This is a genomic window from Cystobacter fuscus, assembly GCF_002305875.1.
Classification (GTDB): domain Bacteria; phylum Myxococcota; class Myxococcia; order Myxococcales; family Myxococcaceae; genus Cystobacter; species Cystobacter fuscus_A.
Genome location: NZ_CP022098.1, coordinates 2,146,632 through 2,163,444, shown reverse-complemented (window position 1 = coordinate 2,163,444; position 16,813 = coordinate 2,146,632). Strand labels below are relative to the sequence as shown.

Below are 16,813 nucleotides of genomic sequence, written 5' to 3'. Positions count from 1 at the left end.
GACTTCAAAATCCTTTCATTGAAGATTCTTGAACCGCCTGGTGCCGGGCGCGTGGGGGGAGGGAACACCGGGAGTGACATCGGCCCACGGAGGGGACGAAAGTGCGCGCGACCCTTGCTGGAGTTCACACATGACCCCACGCCGTCCGCTGTTGGCCGCCACCCTCGCCATGGGCCTGCTCGCTGGATGCAGCCGCAATGCGCCGCCCCCGTCGTCGCAGCCCTCCGAGTCCGGTGGAACGCCCGCGCAGACCGACAAGCCCGCCAACGAGACTCCCACGCCGCCCGCCGACACCCCGTCGGCCGGGAGCAATGCGGCAGAGACTGCCGCCACCCAGCAGAGCGCCACCTATTACGTCCGAGACAGTGGCATCCGCTGCATCGCCCCGCCCTGCCCGGCCTTCATCGCCACCCGGGTGGACAAGCCCGACGAGGACGGGCTCCAGATCACCGACCTCGACCTCAACGCGCTGGGCCTCAGCCAGGAGAAGCGCGACAGCCTGATGGAGGCGACCCACACGGCCCCCGGCATCAAGGTGGAGGCCATCCTGGGCATCGGCGCGAGCGCCGGCCCCGCTGGCCCCGCCAAGATCCTGCGCATCAGCCGGGTCCTCGAGAGCAAGTAATCACTGGCTTCGCGGTGCACGACCTCCGGCGCCGGTACGCGGGCACGGAGGTCTCGCGCCAGGTCACCCACCCTCCGGGGTTGGCTCGGCGTCCATGTCCCATTGCTCCGGCGAGAACATGCAGACACCGTTGCCCGCGTCATCGGTGCTCACGCAGAACTCGTTCACACACGGGGAGGGGCCCGACAAGGAGCAGCGTTGGCGGCACCGGCCCTGGACGCACGCGGAATCTTCCGGACAGCTCGCCTCCCCCTCGTGTCCACAGGGCTGGACGCACTGGCCCTGGGCACGCCCCACCAGGGTGAGGAAGGGCTCCGTCTCGCAGACCTTACCGTCGGGACAAGGCGCCTCACCGAGGCATGAGTGACCCAGAACCACGAGGCACGCCGACACGCCGCCCTCCAGGCGAACGCACTCCTGGTCCTCGGCACACACACGGCCCTCACACGTGGGCAGACACACGGGCCCCTCGGGGTCTCCGCGAGCGCAGAAGAAGCCCTCGGAACACGTTCCCTCCTCACCAGGAACACACCGCCGGCCGCACCAGCCGGAACCCGCGCAAACGAGTCCCTCCCCACAGGCCCATTCCCTCGAGGCCGGCAAAGGATCCCGAATGCATCGTTCCCCCTCCTTGCGCGAGCCCACGAAGACACACTGGCGCAAGGCCATCCGTCGTCCACGCACGGGGATGGCACGGCAGACGTTTCCATAGGGCGCGCACCACCGATCGGATTCGCATCCACTGGTCGTGCATCTCCGCATCTGGTAGCGCGGATCGTGAAAACACACGAGCGGAGGGTCACACTGCTCATCCCCCTGACATGGCTGGAGCAGGGTCGGCCGTTGACGGGCCTCCGCGGGCGGCAACCAGGCAGCGACGCGCCATCCCTCGACGAACTGCTCAGCGGGGGCCCGGTGCCAGAGCAGGAGGACTCCCACCAGTGGGAGAATCAACAACGATGCGGCGGAGATCCCCAGCACGACACGCCACTTCGTCATCGGCGCATCCTCTCGCTCGAATCCAACAGTCCATCCCTATCTAGCGGCTGTGCTCGCCCGTGCTGGTACATCACGCCGACCATGTTACCTCTCCAGTCAACCCGGCGCACCATTTCACCCGCCAGGACCAGAAACCGAGCGGTAACATGTGCACATGGCCACAGGGCACAACGCTCCCAAGGTACGGACCAGCACTCAATCTGAGGATGCTCGAACCCACCCCACCAGAAAGAGCGAGGCACGGGCGGCATTCCTGGTCACCCTGCTCGCCAGCATGGGCACCAACGGTTGTTACGCGGACGCCAATTGCACGCCCGCGGATACGACCCATAGCTGCTGCGTGAAGAACCACCCCGAGAAGCCTGAAGCATGTGACGGGATCGAGGCAGTGGAAGGCACGGCCTTCCGGAGTTCCTCCACCCCTCAACAGGTCAAGACCTCCAGCAGCAAGGGTCCAATGATCGCCGTCGCGACCGTCGCGGCGACTGGGACGGCAGCGGTGTTGGTCAACATGAGCGATGCCGTCCAGTTCGAGAAGCTACAGGCGGAGTTGGACAGGGTGATGGAGGAGTGTGTGGATCTGGCGGATCGAACCATCGATTCGAGACGGCCCAAAGGCGAAATCCTCGACTCCGTCAGGTGCAACGAGGAGGTGGGGAAAGACGCCAACGGGAAACGAGTGACCCGAGCCATGCAGTTGGGCAATGAGAAGCACAAAGAAGCATCCAACTGTGTCGAAGAGAAGCTCAGCAAGCTTATCAAGGGGCAATTCCGCATCGAGCAGCGCTACCGGTACGATCCGTTAACGGGGAAGCTCAAGCTCGTGAGCACAGAAGAAGAACAACACTTGATACGGCAGGGGCGGAAACACGAACTCAGGGGCACGTTGAAGCCGGATGTCGTCATCCACTCAGGAGATCCAACGCAAGCCCGGCTTGTCTACGACTTCAAGTTCCCCTGCGGAAACGACAAACCTCCTACATGGCGTGTCTACGAAAAAGGCGCATATCGGGACAGCACACAAGGAGAACAATACAACGAAGCGTTCGGTGTACCGCCTGGGCGTGTCGCGCCCGGCAAGAAGGGCGTCATCCGATGAGCAATCGCTATCCGCGAATCAGACGGTACGACGAGCATGGCCCATTGATGCTCCGAGAGGGGCTGGTCCTCTGCTTTTTCATGCGGCACTCGCACGATGCGATAGCACAAGCCGTCATACGCGCCCTGGACATCTATCTCGATGCGGTAGGACCCGAGAAGCTGGGCTGGTCCCTGGAGCCAGAAAGGGACGACGATCCCGATGAAGAGGGCATTGAGACGGTCATGCGACCACTCGACAGTGTGCAGTGGGCAAGCGTTCGAAGGAAATTGAGCGACCCCATCAGTTGCCTCCTCCAATTGGAAGAGCATGAAAACCAGGTGGGTGGATTCCATGTCGAGTACTACGGCAGACAACGCGCCACCCTCGAACGCCCTGCTCGGTCACAAACCGTTAGCGCACTGTCCTTCTGGTTGCCCACGGAGTACCTGGAGGAGAAGGGCCCCTCGCGGGTCAGGGACATGGCCGTGGCGATGGCTCGCGAGCTTCCCATCAACTCAGGCTATGTCAGTCTCGCCTTCAACTACCTTTTCAGGTTCCGAGACGTCGTCCGTGCGGTACACGAAAATTGCTTCCGCTACCCGGGTCTGGATGTGCATGACCTGAGCGACGCGTCCATGGAACTCGGCACACGGGTTCGCGGGGCGTATTGGTTGAACTTCTACGGACAGCCGCTGCTCGGACAACTCGGAGGCGCGGACCGTCTTCGCCAGCAACTCGATTCACCCCAGGTCTCCGTCGAAGAACTCGGGAAAGGAAAGGTTCTGGTGGCGCTCGGGGCGGAACCAACGACAGGGGAAGTGGAACGGAAGAGCGAGCTACATCCGTATCGGGCCCTGACCCGGGTGCTGGAGCCCTTTCTGCATCAGGAGAAACCAGGCTGGTTCAGCTTCTCCCTGGAGCAACTGCGTCACTGGGAGCACCGATTCACGACCTGATGGACTCCTTTTCTTCATGCTCAGGCCGCCGAGTATGCACGTTCGGACCTCGAGGAAGTCCTACTTCAATCACGCGAAAACGCGCCCGATCCCACCTCTGTCGGTGCGCACCAGGGCAACGAAATCGCGGGGCCTCGACCAGATAGTAGCTGGAACTGCGCTGTGTTAGAGAACGCCGCTTCCCGCCGTTCCTCCCTGGAGGCTCGTCATGAGATTCATCGCTGCTGGTCTTTCCGCCGCTCTGCTCGGATTCCTCGTTGCATGCACCAATCCCTCCACGGGTCCTCGGGGGGAGCCCGGTTCCGCGGGCCAGGATGGAGTACCGGGCCCGAAGGGGGACAGCGGCGAGCCGGGTGCCAGGGGCCAGGATGGAGCACCGGGCCCGAAGGGAGACAGCGGCGAGCCAGGTGCCAGGGGCCAGGATGGAGCACCGGGCCCGAAGGGTGACAAGGGCGAGCCAGGTGCCATGGGCCCTCCGGGCGTGATGTATGTGCGCACGAAGGTGGTGAGTCCCGCGGCCTCCGACGTGGACAGTGGCAACTCCTTGCGCGCCGCCATCGCGGGCATCACGGGTGGCGGACCCTGGCGGGTGAAGCTGGAGCCGGGAACCTATGACCTCGAAGCAACTCCCCTGCGCCTCAAGCCGGGGATCTCCCTGGAAGGCTCGGGCCCGGAGGTCACCTTCGTGCGCTCCCATGTCGGTGAGTCGAACGGCGGCACGCTGGTGGGGGTCGCGGGTTCGTTCGTGAGCGCGCTCACCGTGCAGAACACGGGAGGGGGCGGCAACGCCTTCGCCCTCTACAGTGAGGCGGACTCCTTCGCCTTCCACGATCTCGTGGCCACCGCGAGCAGCGACACCTTCGACGCCGTCGCCATCTATCTCAAGGGGGCACGGGGCACGTTCGAGCGCGTGCGCGCCTCCGCGTCCAGCCGCGGTTACGCCAATGCCTTTCGCTGCCGCGACTGCAACCTCCGCCTGCACGACTCCGAGGCCGAGGCAAAGGGAGGCACACAGGGCGTCGGCATCTACACGGCGGGGGGCTCCGTGGTCCTGCGTGACGTGAACGCCACCGCTCAGGGGGCCACCGAGAATTGGGGCATCTACACGGATGGTGACATGACGCTCGCCGACGTCGAGGCCCTGGGCCGCGGCGGCACCAGCGCCACTGGCTTTTTCGTTGGCGAGGGCAATGGCACCGTGCGCCACAGCACCCTGATGGCCACGGGCGCGACGACGAGCAACGAGGGCCTCTCCTCGTCCACGGACTACAACACCCACGGTGTTTTCCGCACCGTCTCCGTCCACGGCTCCACCATCGAGGGCGCTTCCGTCAGTGTCCACCGCGCGAGGTATGTGAACATCCGCATCGCGGGTTCGCAGCTCAAGGGCTCCGTCACGCAGGAGTCCGACGCCAGTGCCTCCTCCGGGGCCTATACCTGCTTCAACGACTACGGCCCGAGCTTCGCGCCCGTCACCTGCCCCTGAGAGTCACTGGAAGCGCCGATTCACGACCTGATAGACCGGGGCGCCCTCGTAGTCCTGTTTCCCGAGGGTGACTCCCGCCGATCTCAGCAAGGCGTACACCACGGTCACGTGGAAATAGAGATTCGGCAGAACACACTGGAGGACGAAGGCCCGGGGATTCTCGAAGACACGAGCCTCTCCCGGCCTGGCCACCGAGACAGGCGCCTCTGGCGCGGCGTCGATCTCCTCCCGCGAGAGGGTCTCCAGATAGCCGAGCGCCCCCAGAATCAGTGCCTGCAGAGCGGCGAATGACGTCAATCGCTCTCCGAAGGACTGCTCGGCGCCGCGGTTGAAGACCGCGAACTCGGGGGACTCATCGTTCGGGTCGATGCGGCCGGCCAGCCGGGCAGCACAGCCCTTCACGCCGGAGACGATGATTTCCACCTGTCTCGAGAGAGGAAACATGTCTGGAGCGAGGCGCCGCTCCAGGAGCGACTCCGGGCTCATCCGCTCCTTCTCGGCGAAGGTGGCGGCCTTGTGCAGGATCTGGCTCAGATTCCGCAGCATGAGGCGCAAGGTGGGAATGCTGGCCTGATAGATGGAAATTTCCATGCGTGTCGCGTCGTAGCATGGCGCGGGTGCGGGGGAAGCAAATGCTGGAGTAGGAGCCTCCCTCACCACCCCATCCGACTCCCGGACACACCCGGTTCGCTCGTGACGTGCCACCTCGCAGCGATCGACCTTACCGGCACGGCCGTCTAAGCTCCTGGCCATCCTTCGAGGAGGAACCATCCATGCTCGAGACGAGAAAGGGACCTCTGGTTGCGCACCTGCCCGTAGCGCTGAGCCTGATGCTTGTCTCCGCGTGCGTCACCCTCGACGAGTCTCCCTCGCCCGCCCCTCGAGGTACCGTGTCAGAGGGAACCATCCGCGTCACCTCACTGCCAGATGGCAGGCTCCTGCTCACCTTCCCTCCGCTGCCCGAGGAACCATCCCTCCAGCGGTTCTCATCGGAAGACGCCCGTAGGGTGCTCGCCCAGTTCCATGAGGATCTCTCCAGCTTGAAACCCGAGCTGCTTCGAAGAGCAGGGATCGGGCTCTGCGCTGAACTCCAAGGCCATGCCACCCAACAGCCTGTTCTGGGCGACCCATTTGCGTCCTCCTCTGGCTTGTCTCGGCCCTCCCCGATGGAGCGCACACTGCGCGAGCAGTTCACTATTCGCTATGGCGAAGCGCTTTTTCCCCTACCGCCATGCCTGGAAAATAGTCCGCTTCTCATGGCACTGCGCCTGTCGCCCCGGTACATGCCCCAAGGGATGAAAGAGGGATTCGAGACACTCGTAACGGATCCGGCCTTCCTTGCCAGCATGGTCACGGCCCTCGTCCTGTATGGCATTGCCTGGGCGGCCCCCGAGCCCCTCTTCACCAAGGCGTTCGCCGCCTCCGTGACCGTGGTGCTCCTCACCCTCTTCTCCTTCGCGGAACTCACCCACTTCGGTCTGATGGCCTTCCGCCTTTATGAAGGCACCCGTGATGCTCGAAGCTTGAAGGAAGTCGAGGCCGCCTCCGAGCACTTTGGCAGGTATCTGGGAGGCGCCGGGCTCCGCATCCTCGCCTTCGTGGCGATGCGGGGTGTCGGCAAGAGCGTGCGAATTCCTCAAGGTGGATTGGGGAGGCTCTGGCCCCGCCGATTGGCCCTGCCAGGAGGCTACAACTGGAGCAACGTCACCCTCGCCCAGGCCAATACAACCGAGGGCACACTTCTCGTCACGGGTACGGTCGCTGGTACAGCCAGTGCTGCCCTGCGCAGTGCCTGCAAGGAACTCCCAGATAAAACGCCCGGGTACTCGCGCCACCACCTTGCCACCAACAAGAATGATGAGTCCCATGTGCGGGGTGGCCCCTGGACACCGCGCTTCGAGAAGCTCTTCGCCAGGGCGGGAATGGGTCTCGACGACGATGCGAACAAAGTGAACCTGCTGGGCCACTTCGGACCTCACCCCGAAGAATACCACGTAGAGGTCTTCAGACGTCTCGAAGACGCTCTCAGGTTCTGCAAACCGCAACAGCAATGCAGGGCCAGACTGTTGGCGGAACTCACGCGGATCGCGAATGAGGTCTGCACTCCTGGCACGCAACTCCACGGGCTGACGACGAAAACCAGTGATTGAGATGGGCGGACATGAGATTTCATGAATTGTTCTTCGACTCGCGCATCCGCGACCAGTGGGTCCTGGCAGAGCCCATCGACGAGAATGGCGAGGATCTCGACCCCTGGCAATTCTTCGGTGGGCAGCCCATCGCGCTGGTGAGGACACCCCGAATAGTCCAAGCAGCCCCAGGGCGTGCGCTCGACTTCAGCTTCACCACGCTCAGCATCCCCATCATTCACTCGCGGCTCGTCACCCTCTTCGAGCGCCTCGGTTTCCAGCAACAAGTACAGTTCCTCCCGGTCGAGGTATCAGGGCGGATGGAGTCCTATTTCATCGTCAACACCCTGCGCGTCATTTCCTGCATCGACGATGCCCGGTGCGAGCGGGTGGAATACTGGAGACCCGAGGATGGAGCGCCCGACAGGACAGGTGACTACCGCCTCGTCAGGGGACTGCGCATCAACCCATCCCAGGCGGGTGATTCGGACATCTTCCGGCCCAGGGGTTGGAGTTCCGTCCTGCTCGTCTCCGAGCGTCTCAAGCAGGCGCTGGAAGACGAGCAGGTGGGTGGTATCCGCTTCATCGAGGTCTGAGCCCCGCCGTGAGTAGACTGAGGGTCCGCCCATGGCCCCCTGGACCCCGCTCACCACCCGGCTGTCGGACGCGCTCGGCTCGCTCTCGGCGCGCCTGCTCGTGGCCTTCCTCCTGCCCACCCTGCTCTTCCTCGCCCTCACCGGCACGGCCGTCTACGCGCTCGCCCGCGGCATCCTCGAGGACGAGCTGGGCACGAGCCTCACCGCCATCGCCGCGGCCACCGCCACCCAGGTGAGCGGCGAGCGCATGCTCACCATCGAGCCGGGGGACGACACCACCGGCACGCGCACGTGGCGCAACCTCGTGCGTCTGCTCACCGACGTGCGTGACGCCAGCGGCGTGCGCCGCGTGTACGTCGTGGACACCCGCGGCCAGGTGCGCGCCGACGTGGGCGGTGGCCTCCCCGTGGGCACCGAGGTCCCCGAGCTCGCCCGGGATCGGCTCGAGCTCTCCCGCGTCTTCTCCGGGCAGCGCGCCGCGAGCCAGGTCCTCTTCCAGGGCTCCGACGGCCAGCTCTACAAGACGGGCTACGCGCCCGTGCGCCGCGAGGGCGAGGTGGTGGGCGCCGTGGCGGTGGAAGGCAGCGCCGCCTTCTTCGGCCCGCTCGCGCGCCTGTCCCGGGGCTTCGCGGCGGCGAGCGCGGGCGCACTCGGAGTGCTCGCGCTCGTGGCGCTCTTCACCGCGCGTGGGCTCGCCCGGCCCTTGAGCCGGCTCATGGACTCGGCGCTGCGCATCGGCCGGGGGGACCTGACCACCCCCGTGCCCCCCGAGCCCACCCGGGAGATTGGCGTGCTGGCGCGCGAGCTGGAGGTGATGCGCGGGGCGCTCGAGAGCCGCGACCGGCAGCTCAAGTTGATGCTCGCGGGCGTGGCCCACGAGGTGCGCAACCCCCTGGGCGGCATCTCGCTCTTCTCGGGCCTGCTCACCGAGGACCTCGAGGCGGGCGCCACCCAGGAGGCCGCCGGGCACGTGGCGCGCATCCAGCACGAGGTGGACTACCTGCAGCGCATCGTCGAGGACTTCCTCGCCTTCGCCCGCGAGCAGCCGCTCTCGCGCGCGAGCGTGGCGGCCTCGGAGCTGCTCTGGGAAGCGAGGGGCCTGCTCACCTCGGACGCGGCGGCGCGGCAGGTGGAGGTGCGCGTGGACGCCGAGGAGGCCGTGCTGGAAGCCGATGGCAGCCTGTTGACGGCCGCGGTGGTGAACCTGGTGAAGAACGCCGTGCAGGCCACCCCTCCCGGGGGCCTCGTGCGGGTGACGGGCCGCGGCGAGGGCCCCCACTACACCATCCGCGTCGAGGACCCGGGCGGGGGCGTGCCCGAGGCCGAACGCGAGCGCATCTTCGAGCCCTTCTTCACCACCCGGCAGAAGGGCACGGGCCTGGGCCTGCCCCTGTCGCGCAAGATCGCCCGGGCCCACGGCGGCGACCTGCGCCTGGTCCCCACGCCGGGCGTGACCTGTTTCGAGCTCACCCTCCCCCGGGCCGCTCCACCGCCTCCTCATTGACCCGGCGGGCCAGCACATGCCCGCCCTGCCCTCCAGAGAGGAAATGAAGTAGGGAAAGGACCTGTTGCGCGGACGACAGCCTGGACCGCGCGACGGCCACCCCCTCCACCACGGGTTATAAGAGGAGATCCAAGGGGGCCCGGACAGGCAATAGGTGGATGGCTGCTCGGTGAAAACCATCTCCTCAACCCAGCGGAGGCCTCCTCCTCGTGTCCCTGCCATCGGATAACGATCTCTCCTCGCCCGGCGCCCTGCACGCGCTCTTCGGGGGCGGGGGCCAGGAGCAGCGGCTGGACACCGAGCGGGAACAGTTCCGGCTGCTCGCCGAGGCCCTGCCGCAGATCGTCTGGACGGCCCGGGCCGATGGAGTCCAGGACTACCTCAACCGGCGCTGGTTCCAGTACACGGGCATGTCCGCCGAGGAGTCCCGGGGTGACGCCTGGATGCGCGCCTTCCACCCCGATGATCTGCTGGAGTACGAGCACCGCTGGCGCCACAGCCTCACCACCGGCGAGCCCTTCGAGGCGGAGTCGCGCTGCCGCCGTCTGGACGGAGTCTGGCGCTGGTTCCTCGCCCGTGCCATCCCCGTGCAGGACCCCCAGGGTCGCGTCATCCGCTGGTTCGGCACCTGTACCGACATCGACGACCAGAAGCGCACCTCGGACGTCCACAGCTTCCTGGCCGAGGCGAGCTCCCTGCTGGCGCTCACGTTGGATCCGGAGGAGACGCTGCGCAACTTCACCCGCCTGGCGGTGCCACGGCTGGCGGACTGGTGCACGGTGGACCTGGTGGGAGTGGACGAGAGTGTCGAGCGCGCGGCGGTGACCCACATCGACCCGGCCAAGGAGACCCTGGCGTGGGAGCTGGCGCGCAAGGTGCCGGCGGACCTCCAGAGCGCCACGCGGGGGGTGGGCCAGGTCATCCGCACCGGCGAGTCGGAGCTGCTGGAGCTGGTCTCCGACGAGCTGCTCGCCAGCCTGGCGCACACTCCGGACGAGCTGCGCCTGCTGGGTGAACTCGGCCTGCGCTCCTCCATCATCGTTCCCCTGGTGGTGCATGGGCGGACGCTGGGCACCATCACCCTCGCGCAGGCCAGCGGCACCCGGAACTTCTCCGCCGCGGACCTGCCCCTGGCCGAGGAGTTCGCGCGCCGGGCCGCGCTCGCGCTGGACAACGCGCGCCTGTACCGCGAGAGCCAGGAGGCCGTGAGCCGCGCCCAGCACGAGCGATACCTCGCCGAGCAGGCCCGGGCGATGCTCGACACGCTGCTCGACGCCGCCCCCGCCGGCATCGCGCTCTTCGACCGGATGCTGTGCTTCGTGCGCGTCAACCGCACCCTGCGCGACATCAACCGCCTGTCCACGGATGACCCGGCCTTCTCCGAGGCCATCTCCACGCAGGGCCCCGGGGCGACGCTCGTGGTCAAGTCGCTCGTCAAGGCGCTGGAGACGGGAGAGACACAGACGGTGGAGTCCACCACGCGGCTGCCCAATGGCGAGGAGCGGGCGTGGCTGGCGCGCTACGCGCCCGTGCGCTCGGCAGAGGGCAGCACGCTGGGCGTGGCCACCGTGGTGCTCGACATCACCGAGCGCAAGCGCGCCGAGGCCGAGCGCGAGCGCCTCATCGCCGCGCTGGAGCGCAGCAACCAGGATCTGGATCAATTCGCCTACGTGGCCAGCCATGACCTGAAGGCGCCCCTGCGGGGTATCGCCAACCTGTCGCAGTGGATCGAGGATGACCTGCAGGAAGTGATGACCGCGGAGACGCGCGAGCAGATGCGGCTCTTGCGCGGGCGCGTGCAGCGCATGGAGGCGCTCATCAACGGCATCCTCGACTACAGCCGCGCGGGCCGGATGCGCGGCCGGCCGGAGCGGGTGGACGTGGGGCGGCTCATCACGGAGTGCGTGGAGCTGCTCGCGCCTCCCGAGGGCACGCGGATCGAGGTGGCGCCGGACATGCCCACGATGCGCACCGAGCGCGTGCCCCTGCAGCAGGTGTTCCTCAACCTGCTGAGCAACGCCCTCAAGCACGCGCAGGGGGTCGAGCCGCGCATCCGCGTGGGCGTGCGCCCGGCGGACGGCTTCTGGGAGTTCTCCGTGGAAGACAACGGCCCGGGAATCGCACCGGAGTACCATGAGCGCATCTGGGGCCTCTTCCAGACGCTCCGGGCGAGGGACGAGATGGAGAACACGGGCATCGGACTGTCGGTGGTGAAGAAGAGCGTGGAGGCACGCGGCGGGCGCGCCTGGCTGCGCTCCACGCCGGGGCAGGGGGCCACCTTCCTCTTCACCTGGCCCGGCCACATGCCGGATGAGGGAAGGTGATGGTTCCCCTGAAGATGCTCAACATCCTCCTGGTGGACGACGACTCGGTGGACGTGATGAACGTCCAGCGCGCCTTCAAGAAGAGCAACATCCAGAGCGCCCTCTACGTCGCGAGCGACGGCAAGCAGGCGCTGGACATGCTGCACGAGGGCCGGGTGCCAGCGACCAACCGGCTCATCCTGCTGGACCTCAACATGCCACGCATGAATGGCCTGGAGTTCCTGCGCGCCATCCGCGCGGATCCCGATCTGACGTGCACGCCTGTGGTGGTGCTCACCACATCCAACGATGACCGGGACCGGGTGCAAAGCTACGCCCACCATGTTGCCGGCTATCTCCTCAAGCCCGTCACCTCCTCGGCATTCGTGGAGTTGATGACCGCGCTCAACGCATACTGGGCGCGAGTGGAGTTGCCGTGAGAGCCGAGGGGCACATGGAGGATCAACGGCTGCGCCTGCTGGTGGCGGATGACGACGAGGTGGACCGGCTCGCGGTGCGGCGCGCCCTGCTCAAGGCGGGACTGAGCGCGCAGCTCGTCGAGGTGGCCGACGGTGCGTCCGCGCTCGCGGCGCTGCTGCAACAATCCTTCGACTGTGCCCTGCTCGACTTCCAGATGCCCGGCCAGGACGGGCTGCAGGTGCTGCGCAAGGCGCGCGCCGCGCTGGTGGAAACCCCCATCATCATGCTCACCGGCCAGGGGGACGAGCAGACGGCCGTGGAGTTGATGAAGGCGGGCGCCACCGACTACCTCGGCAAGTCGGCGCTCACCGCCGAGCGGCTCTCGCACCTGTTGCGCCAGGCGCTGCGGCTGCACGAGGCCCAGCAGCAGTACCGCACGCTCGCCGAGGTGCTGCCCCACACCATCTGGACGAGCCGCCCGGACGGGCACATGGACTACCTCAGCCACCGGGGCTTCGAGACCATGGCGGTGCCCGAGGCCAACCCCGCGCGGTGGATGGAGGCGGTGCACCCGAATGATCTGCCGCGCCTGCACGAGCTGTGGCAGCGCAGCCTGAACACGGGCGAGCCCTTCGAGGTGGAGAGCCGCCTGCGGGGCCCCGAGGGTGGCGACCACTGGCACCTCATCCGGGCCCACCCCATGCGTGACTCCCGGGGACGGGTGCTGCGCTGGTTCGGCACCAACGCGAACATCGACGGCCAGCGGCGGGCCCAGGAGCGCATCTCCCGGCTCCAGGCCGTCACCGCCGCCCTCTCCGAGGCGCTCGCCCCGCGCCAGGTGCTCGACGTCATCGTCACCCAGGGGCTCGTGGCGATGGACGCCCAGGCGGGCGCGGTGTGGCTCGTGTCCGAGGACAACCAGTCCCTCGAGGTCGTGGGCCCCTCGCTCCACGCCCGCGAGCTGGCCCGGGGCCTGGAGCGCCTCACGCTCGACACCGCCGTGCCGGTGGCCGAGGCGGTGCGGCAGGATCGGCTCGTCACCTACGCCACGCGCGAGGAGCGCGACCGGCGCTACCCGCTGCTCGCCCGGCAGGGGCTGCCCTTCGAGGCCTCGGCGGTCATCCCCCTGCGCGGCAGCCGCGGCGTCATGGGCGCCCTGGTGGTGGACTTCACGCGCCGGCGCGTGCTGCCCCAGGACGAGCAGGAGTTCTTCCTCGCCCTGGCGCGCCAGGGAGCCCAGGCACTCGAGCGCGCCCGCCTCTACGAGGCCGCGCAGCAGGCACGCGCCGCCGCCGAGGCCAGTGAGACGCAGCTGCGCCACGTGCTCGCCGAGCGCGAGCGCATGGAGGCCACGCTCCAGGAGCGCGACGAGCGGCTGCGCGCGGCCTTGTGGGCGAGCAGCACCGGCACCTTCCGCTGGGACCTGCGCACCGGGGCCCTGGAGTGGGACGAGAACCTGGATCAGCTCTTCGGGCTGCCGCCGGGGCGCACGGTGCAGAGCATCGAGGACTTCCTGTCGCTGCTGCACCCCGAGGAGCGCGACGAGGCGCGGCGGCGCACCGAGGCGTGCGCGCGCGAGGGCGCGGACTTCGACATGGACTTCCGCGTGGTGTGGCCGGACGAGCGCCTGCACTGGCTCAACTGCAAGGGCAAGACGTTCGTGGACGCGGGCGGGCGGCCGCTCTACATGACGGGCGCCTGCGTGGACATCACCGTGCAGAAGCAGCAGGAGGCCGAGGCGCGCCAGCTCGCCGAGTTCGAGCGGCAGATCCTCGGCATCGTCAGCCACGATCTGCGCAACCCCTTGAGCGTCATCCGCATCTCCGCCTCCACCCTGCTCGCGCGCGAGGGGCTGGACGAGCGGCAGAGCAAGAGCCTCACCCGCATCATCACCGCCACGGACCGCTCCACCCGCCTCATCCGCGACCTGCTGGACTTCAGCCAGGCACGGCTCGGCGGCGGCATCCCCGTGGAGCGCAAGCAGATGGACCTCTTCGAGCTGACGCGCGGCGTGGTGGAGGAGCTCGCCGCGAGCCACCCGGAGCGCGAGGTGGAGATCAGCCAGGAGGGCGAGGGCGCGGGGGACTGGGATGGAGACAGGCTCGCGCAGGTGCTCGGCAACCTGGTGGGCAACGCGTTGCAGCACAGCCCCGCGCACACCCCGGTGCGCGTGCGCTGCCAGGGCGAGCCCTCCACGGTCGTCATCGAGGTGCACAACGAGGGAGCCCCCATCGATCCCGCGTACCTGCCGGAGCTGTTCGAGCCCTTCCGCCGGGGGCGTCACGCGGGCAGTGGCGCGGGCAGCGTGGGGCTCGGCCTCTACATCACCCGGCAGCTGGTGCTGGCCCACGGAGGCCGCATCCAGGTGACCTCGCGCGAGGGCGAGGGTACGCGCTTCGCCGTGCGGCTGCCGCGCGGCCCCCAGACACCTCCGCCCATCCCGGGAGCGTCGGTCCGCCCCGTCAGCGGTTGAGCGGGGGGCTCACCCCGCGCGAGCCACCGCCCGGGCCTTCTCCAGCAGGCGCCGCAGCGGCGCGTCCTCGCCCACCCGCGCGAGGGCCTCGTCCCATGTCAGCCACTGCGCGCCCGTGGACTCGTTGGGATCATGCACCAGCGCCTCCGGGTTCTCCGCCACCACGAGGTAGCGCACGTCCAGGTGCTGGTGCTCCGCTTCATCCTTGCGCGCGGGAATGGTGTGCACGTCCACGTCCAGCGGGCGGGGAGCGCGCGGATGGAGCACCACGCGGCAACCCGTCTCTTCCCGTGCCTCGCGCAGCGCCGAGTCCTCCATGCGGCCCGCGTCCGCCTCCTCCGCGTGTCCGCCGGGTTGCAGCCAGCGCTTGAGCTTGCCGTGCAACAGCAGCACCACCCGCGCTCCCGCCGGGTCCACCACCACGGCGCTCCCGGTGAAGTGCGCTCGCGGCTGGGCACGGGAGAAGGGCTGCTCCAGCTCCTCGGCGAAGCGGCGCATGCGCTCCAGGTCCTCGCGCTCCCGCTCGTCCGCGGGAACGTGGTGGGACAGCAAGGCGCGCAGGGAGTCCAGGGAGGCATTCATGGGGCGCGCATTGTGCCCACTTCGATCCCGAGTGCCAGAACGATATAGGTTCGCCCCCATGGCCCGAATCCTCGTCATCGACGACCACGACACCCTCCGCGAGGGCATGGCGGTCACCCTCACCCGCTCCGGCCACGTGGTGACCGCCGCGCGCTCGGGGGCGGATGGCGTCGCCGCCTACAAGAAGACGCCGTTCGATCTCGTCGTCACGGACCTGAAGATGGATGGCATGGACGGCATCGCCGTCACGCGCACCCTCAAGGCCCACGACGCGGCCGCCGTCGTCATGGTCGTCACCGCCTTCGGCACCATCGAGACGGCCGTGCAGGCCATGCAGCAGGGCGCCTACGACTTCATCACCAAGCCCTTCACCCCGGACGTGCTGCGCGCCAAGGTGGACAAGGGCCTGGAGCTGTCGGCCACCCGCCGCCAGGTGGAGAAGCTGTCGGCCCACACCGAGGCACTGGAGTCCGACGCCGCGCGCGCCAGCGGCGGGCTGCTCGTGGGTGACAGCGAGCCCATGCAGCGGCTCGTCGCGCAGGTGCGCAAGGCGGCCGCCACCGACGCCACCGTGCTCGTGCGCGGCGAGTCCGGCACCGGCAAGGAACTCGTGGCGCGCATGCTCCACCAATACTCGCCCCGCAAGGACGGGCCCTTCGTCGTCGTGCACTGCGCGGCCCTGGCCGAGACGCTCCTGGAGAGCGAGCTGTTCGGCCACGAGCGCGGAGCCTTCACCGGCGCCGTCAAGCGCAAGCTCGGCCGCTTCGAACTCGCCGATGGCGGCACGCTCTTCCTCGACGAGATTGGAGAAATCCCCGCCTCCGTGCAGACGAAGCTCTTGCGCGTGCTGCAGGAGAAGGAGATCCAGCGCGTGGGCGGAGAGGAGACGCTCAAGGTGGACGTGCGCGTGGTGAGCGCCACCCACCGCGACCTCCAGGCCGAGGTGAAGGCGGGCCGCTTCCGCGAGGATCTCTACTACCGGCTGCACATCGTCCCCCTGATGCTGCCGCCGCTGCGCGAGCGGCCCGAGGACATCCCCACGCTGGCGCGGCACTTCGTGACCCGGCATGGGCCGCGGGTGAACAAGCGCGTGCGGGGCCTGGAGGACAGCGCCCTGCGCGCGCTCGCCCGCTACGCCTGGCCGGGCAACGTGCGCGAGCTGGAGAACGTCATCGAGCAGTCGCTCGTCTTCGCCGAGGGAGAGACACTGGCCGCCACGGACCTGCCGGCGCACCTCTCCCAACTCCCCCCGCGCACCGACGCCGGCCTGCCCGTGCCCACCGGCGACCGGCCCCTGCCCGACATCCTCGAGGACCTGGAGCGCCAGCTCATCGCCCGTGCCTACGAGAAGGCCGGCGGCGTGAAGACGGAGACGGCCCGGCTGCTCGGCATCAAGACGTCCGCCCTGTACTACAAGCTGGAGAAGTACAGCTTCATCTCCAAGGGCGAGCGCCCCGACGAGTCCTGACGCGGGGGACACCGCGGGGCCCCTCCCCTCGAAAATCCATCGCCCCCAGCCTCCCCTGGCGGATTTCCACGGGACGGCACCCCGGCCCCACCCGTCCCGCCTGGCCGAACCCCCTGGAACCACGCGGGTTGGACGGAAAACGGCTCGCCTCGCCGTGCAGTGGCCCTGGCATCCGTCTTGCTGATAGGAAT

Annotated in this window: 13 protein-coding genes; 11 read left to right on the top strand and 2 right to left on the bottom strand. The window is 68.0% G+C overall.

Annotated features, from left to right (window positions below; genetic code table 11):
* Positions 1–130 precede the first annotated feature (130 nt).
* From CYFUS_RS09090 to CYFUS_RS09070, 4 genes are all read left to right on the top strand, one after another.
* On the top strand, positions 131–625 hold the full coding sequence (locus tag CYFUS_RS09090) for a DUF6748 domain-containing protein (protein WP_095984862.1): 495 nt from the start codon (positions 131–133) through the stop codon (positions 623–625).
* A gap of 1,339 nt (positions 626–1,964) precedes the next feature.
* Positions 1,965–2,723, top strand: a complete 759-nt coding sequence (locus CYFUS_RS09080) for a hypothetical protein (protein ID WP_157758347.1) — start codon at positions 1,965–1,967, stop codon at positions 2,721–2,723.
* Positions 2,720–3,661, top strand: coding sequence for a type VI immunity family protein (locus CYFUS_RS09075; RefSeq protein ID WP_095984859.1), 942 nt, complete (start codon positions 2,720–2,722; stop codon positions 3,659–3,661). The genes CYFUS_RS09080 and CYFUS_RS09075 overlap by 4 nt, the downstream gene beginning before the upstream one ends.
* A gap of 466 nt (positions 3,662–4,127) precedes the next feature.
* On the top strand, positions 4,128–5,147 hold the full coding sequence (locus CYFUS_RS09070; RefSeq protein ID WP_232537461.1) for a hypothetical protein: 1,020 nt from the start codon (positions 4,128–4,130) through the stop codon (positions 5,145–5,147).
* A gap of 3 nt (positions 5,148–5,150) precedes the next feature.
* Here CYFUS_RS09070 and CYFUS_RS09065 read toward each other — a convergent pair whose 3' ends face one another.
* Positions 5,151–5,738 carry a DUF1993 domain-containing protein gene (locus CYFUS_RS09065; RefSeq protein ID WP_095984857.1) on the bottom strand — a complete coding sequence of 196 codons (588 nt, stop codon included), beginning with the start codon at positions 5,736–5,738 and terminating at the stop codon, positions 5,151–5,153.
* A 182-nt stretch (positions 5,739–5,920) separates the two neighbouring features.
* Between CYFUS_RS09065 and CYFUS_RS09060 the strand changes: the two genes are divergently transcribed.
* From CYFUS_RS09060 to CYFUS_RS09035, 6 genes are all read left to right on the top strand, one after another.
* Positions 5,921–7,297, top strand: coding sequence for an AHH domain-containing protein (locus CYFUS_RS09060; RefSeq protein ID WP_095984856.1), 1,377 nt, complete (start codon positions 5,921–5,923; stop codon positions 7,295–7,297).
* Between the two features lie 11 nt (positions 7,298–7,308).
* On the top strand, positions 7,309–7,872 hold the full coding sequence (locus CYFUS_RS09055; RefSeq protein ID WP_232537460.1) for an imm11 family protein: 564 nt from the start codon (positions 7,309–7,311) through the stop codon (positions 7,870–7,872).
* Positions 7,873–7,903: 31 nt separating this feature from the next.
* Entirely contained in the window at positions 7,904–9,376 is a 1,473-nt protein-coding gene (locus CYFUS_RS09050; RefSeq protein ID WP_095984855.1) for a sensor histidine kinase, read from the top strand.
* Between the two features lie 209 nt (positions 9,377–9,585).
* Positions 9,586–11,700, top strand: coding sequence for a PAS domain-containing sensor histidine kinase (locus CYFUS_RS09045; RefSeq protein WP_095984854.1), 2,115 nt, complete (start codon positions 9,586–9,588; stop codon positions 11,698–11,700).
* Positions 11,700–12,119, top strand: coding sequence for a response regulator (locus CYFUS_RS09040; protein ID WP_095984853.1), 420 nt, complete (start codon positions 11,700–11,702; stop codon positions 12,117–12,119). Before CYFUS_RS09045 ends, CYFUS_RS09040 begins: the two co-directional genes overlap by 1 nt.
* A complete protein-coding gene (locus CYFUS_RS09035) occupies positions 12,116–14,572 on the top strand; it encodes a PAS domain-containing protein (protein ID WP_157758346.1) in 2,457 nt (818 codons plus the stop codon). Before CYFUS_RS09040 ends, CYFUS_RS09035 begins: the two co-directional genes overlap by 4 nt.
* A 9-nt stretch (positions 14,573–14,581) precedes the next feature.
* Here CYFUS_RS09035 and CYFUS_RS09030 read toward each other — a convergent pair whose 3' ends face one another.
* Entirely contained in the window at positions 14,582–15,154 is a 573-nt protein-coding gene (locus CYFUS_RS09030; RefSeq protein ID WP_095984851.1) for an NUDIX hydrolase, read from the bottom strand.
* Positions 15,155–15,212: 58 nt separating this feature from the next.
* Between CYFUS_RS09030 and CYFUS_RS09025 the strand changes: the two genes are divergently transcribed.
* The gene (locus CYFUS_RS09025; RefSeq protein WP_095984850.1) at positions 15,213–16,622 is read left to right on the top strand and encodes a sigma-54-dependent transcriptional regulator; all 1,410 of its coding nucleotides are present in this window, start codon (positions 15,213–15,215) and stop codon (positions 16,620–16,622) included.
* Positions 16,623–16,813: the final 191 nt, after the last annotated feature.

Excerpts from the sequence above, each read along its gene's own strand:
- CYFUS_RS09055 (WP_232537460.1), top strand. The coding sequence starts at position 7,309 with ATGAGATTTCATGAATTGTTCTTCGACTCGCGCATCCGCGACCAGTGG.
- CYFUS_RS09030 (WP_095984851.1), bottom strand. The coding sequence starts at position 15,154 with ATGAATGCCTCCCTGGACTCCCTGCGCGCCTTGCTGTCCCACCACGTT.
- CYFUS_RS09075 (WP_095984859.1), top strand. The coding sequence starts at position 2,720 with ATGAGCAATCGCTATCCGCGAATCAGACGGTACGACGAGCATGGCCCA.
- CYFUS_RS09050 (WP_095984855.1), top strand. The coding sequence starts at position 7,904 with ATGGCCCCCTGGACCCCGCTCACCACCCGGCTGTCGGACGCGCTCGGC.
- CYFUS_RS09060 (WP_095984856.1), top strand. The coding sequence starts at position 5,921 with ATGCTCGAGACGAGAAAGGGACCTCTGGTTGCGCACCTGCCCGTAGCG.
- CYFUS_RS09090 (WP_095984862.1), top strand. The coding sequence starts at position 131 with ATGACCCCACGCCGTCCGCTGTTGGCCGCCACCCTCGCCATGGGCCTG.
- CYFUS_RS09070 (WP_232537461.1), top strand. The coding sequence starts at position 4,128 with ATGGGCCCTCCGGGCGTGATGTATGTGCGCACGAAGGTGGTGAGTCCC.
- CYFUS_RS09065 (WP_095984857.1), bottom strand. The coding sequence starts at position 5,738 with ATGGAAATTTCCATCTATCAGGCCAGCATTCCCACCTTGCGCCTCATG.
- CYFUS_RS09025 (WP_095984850.1), top strand. The coding sequence starts at position 15,213 with ATGGCCCGAATCCTCGTCATCGACGACCACGACACCCTCCGCGAGGGC.
- CYFUS_RS09040 (WP_095984853.1), top strand. The coding sequence starts at position 11,700 with ATGGTTCCCCTGAAGATGCTCAACATCCTCCTGGTGGACGACGACTCG.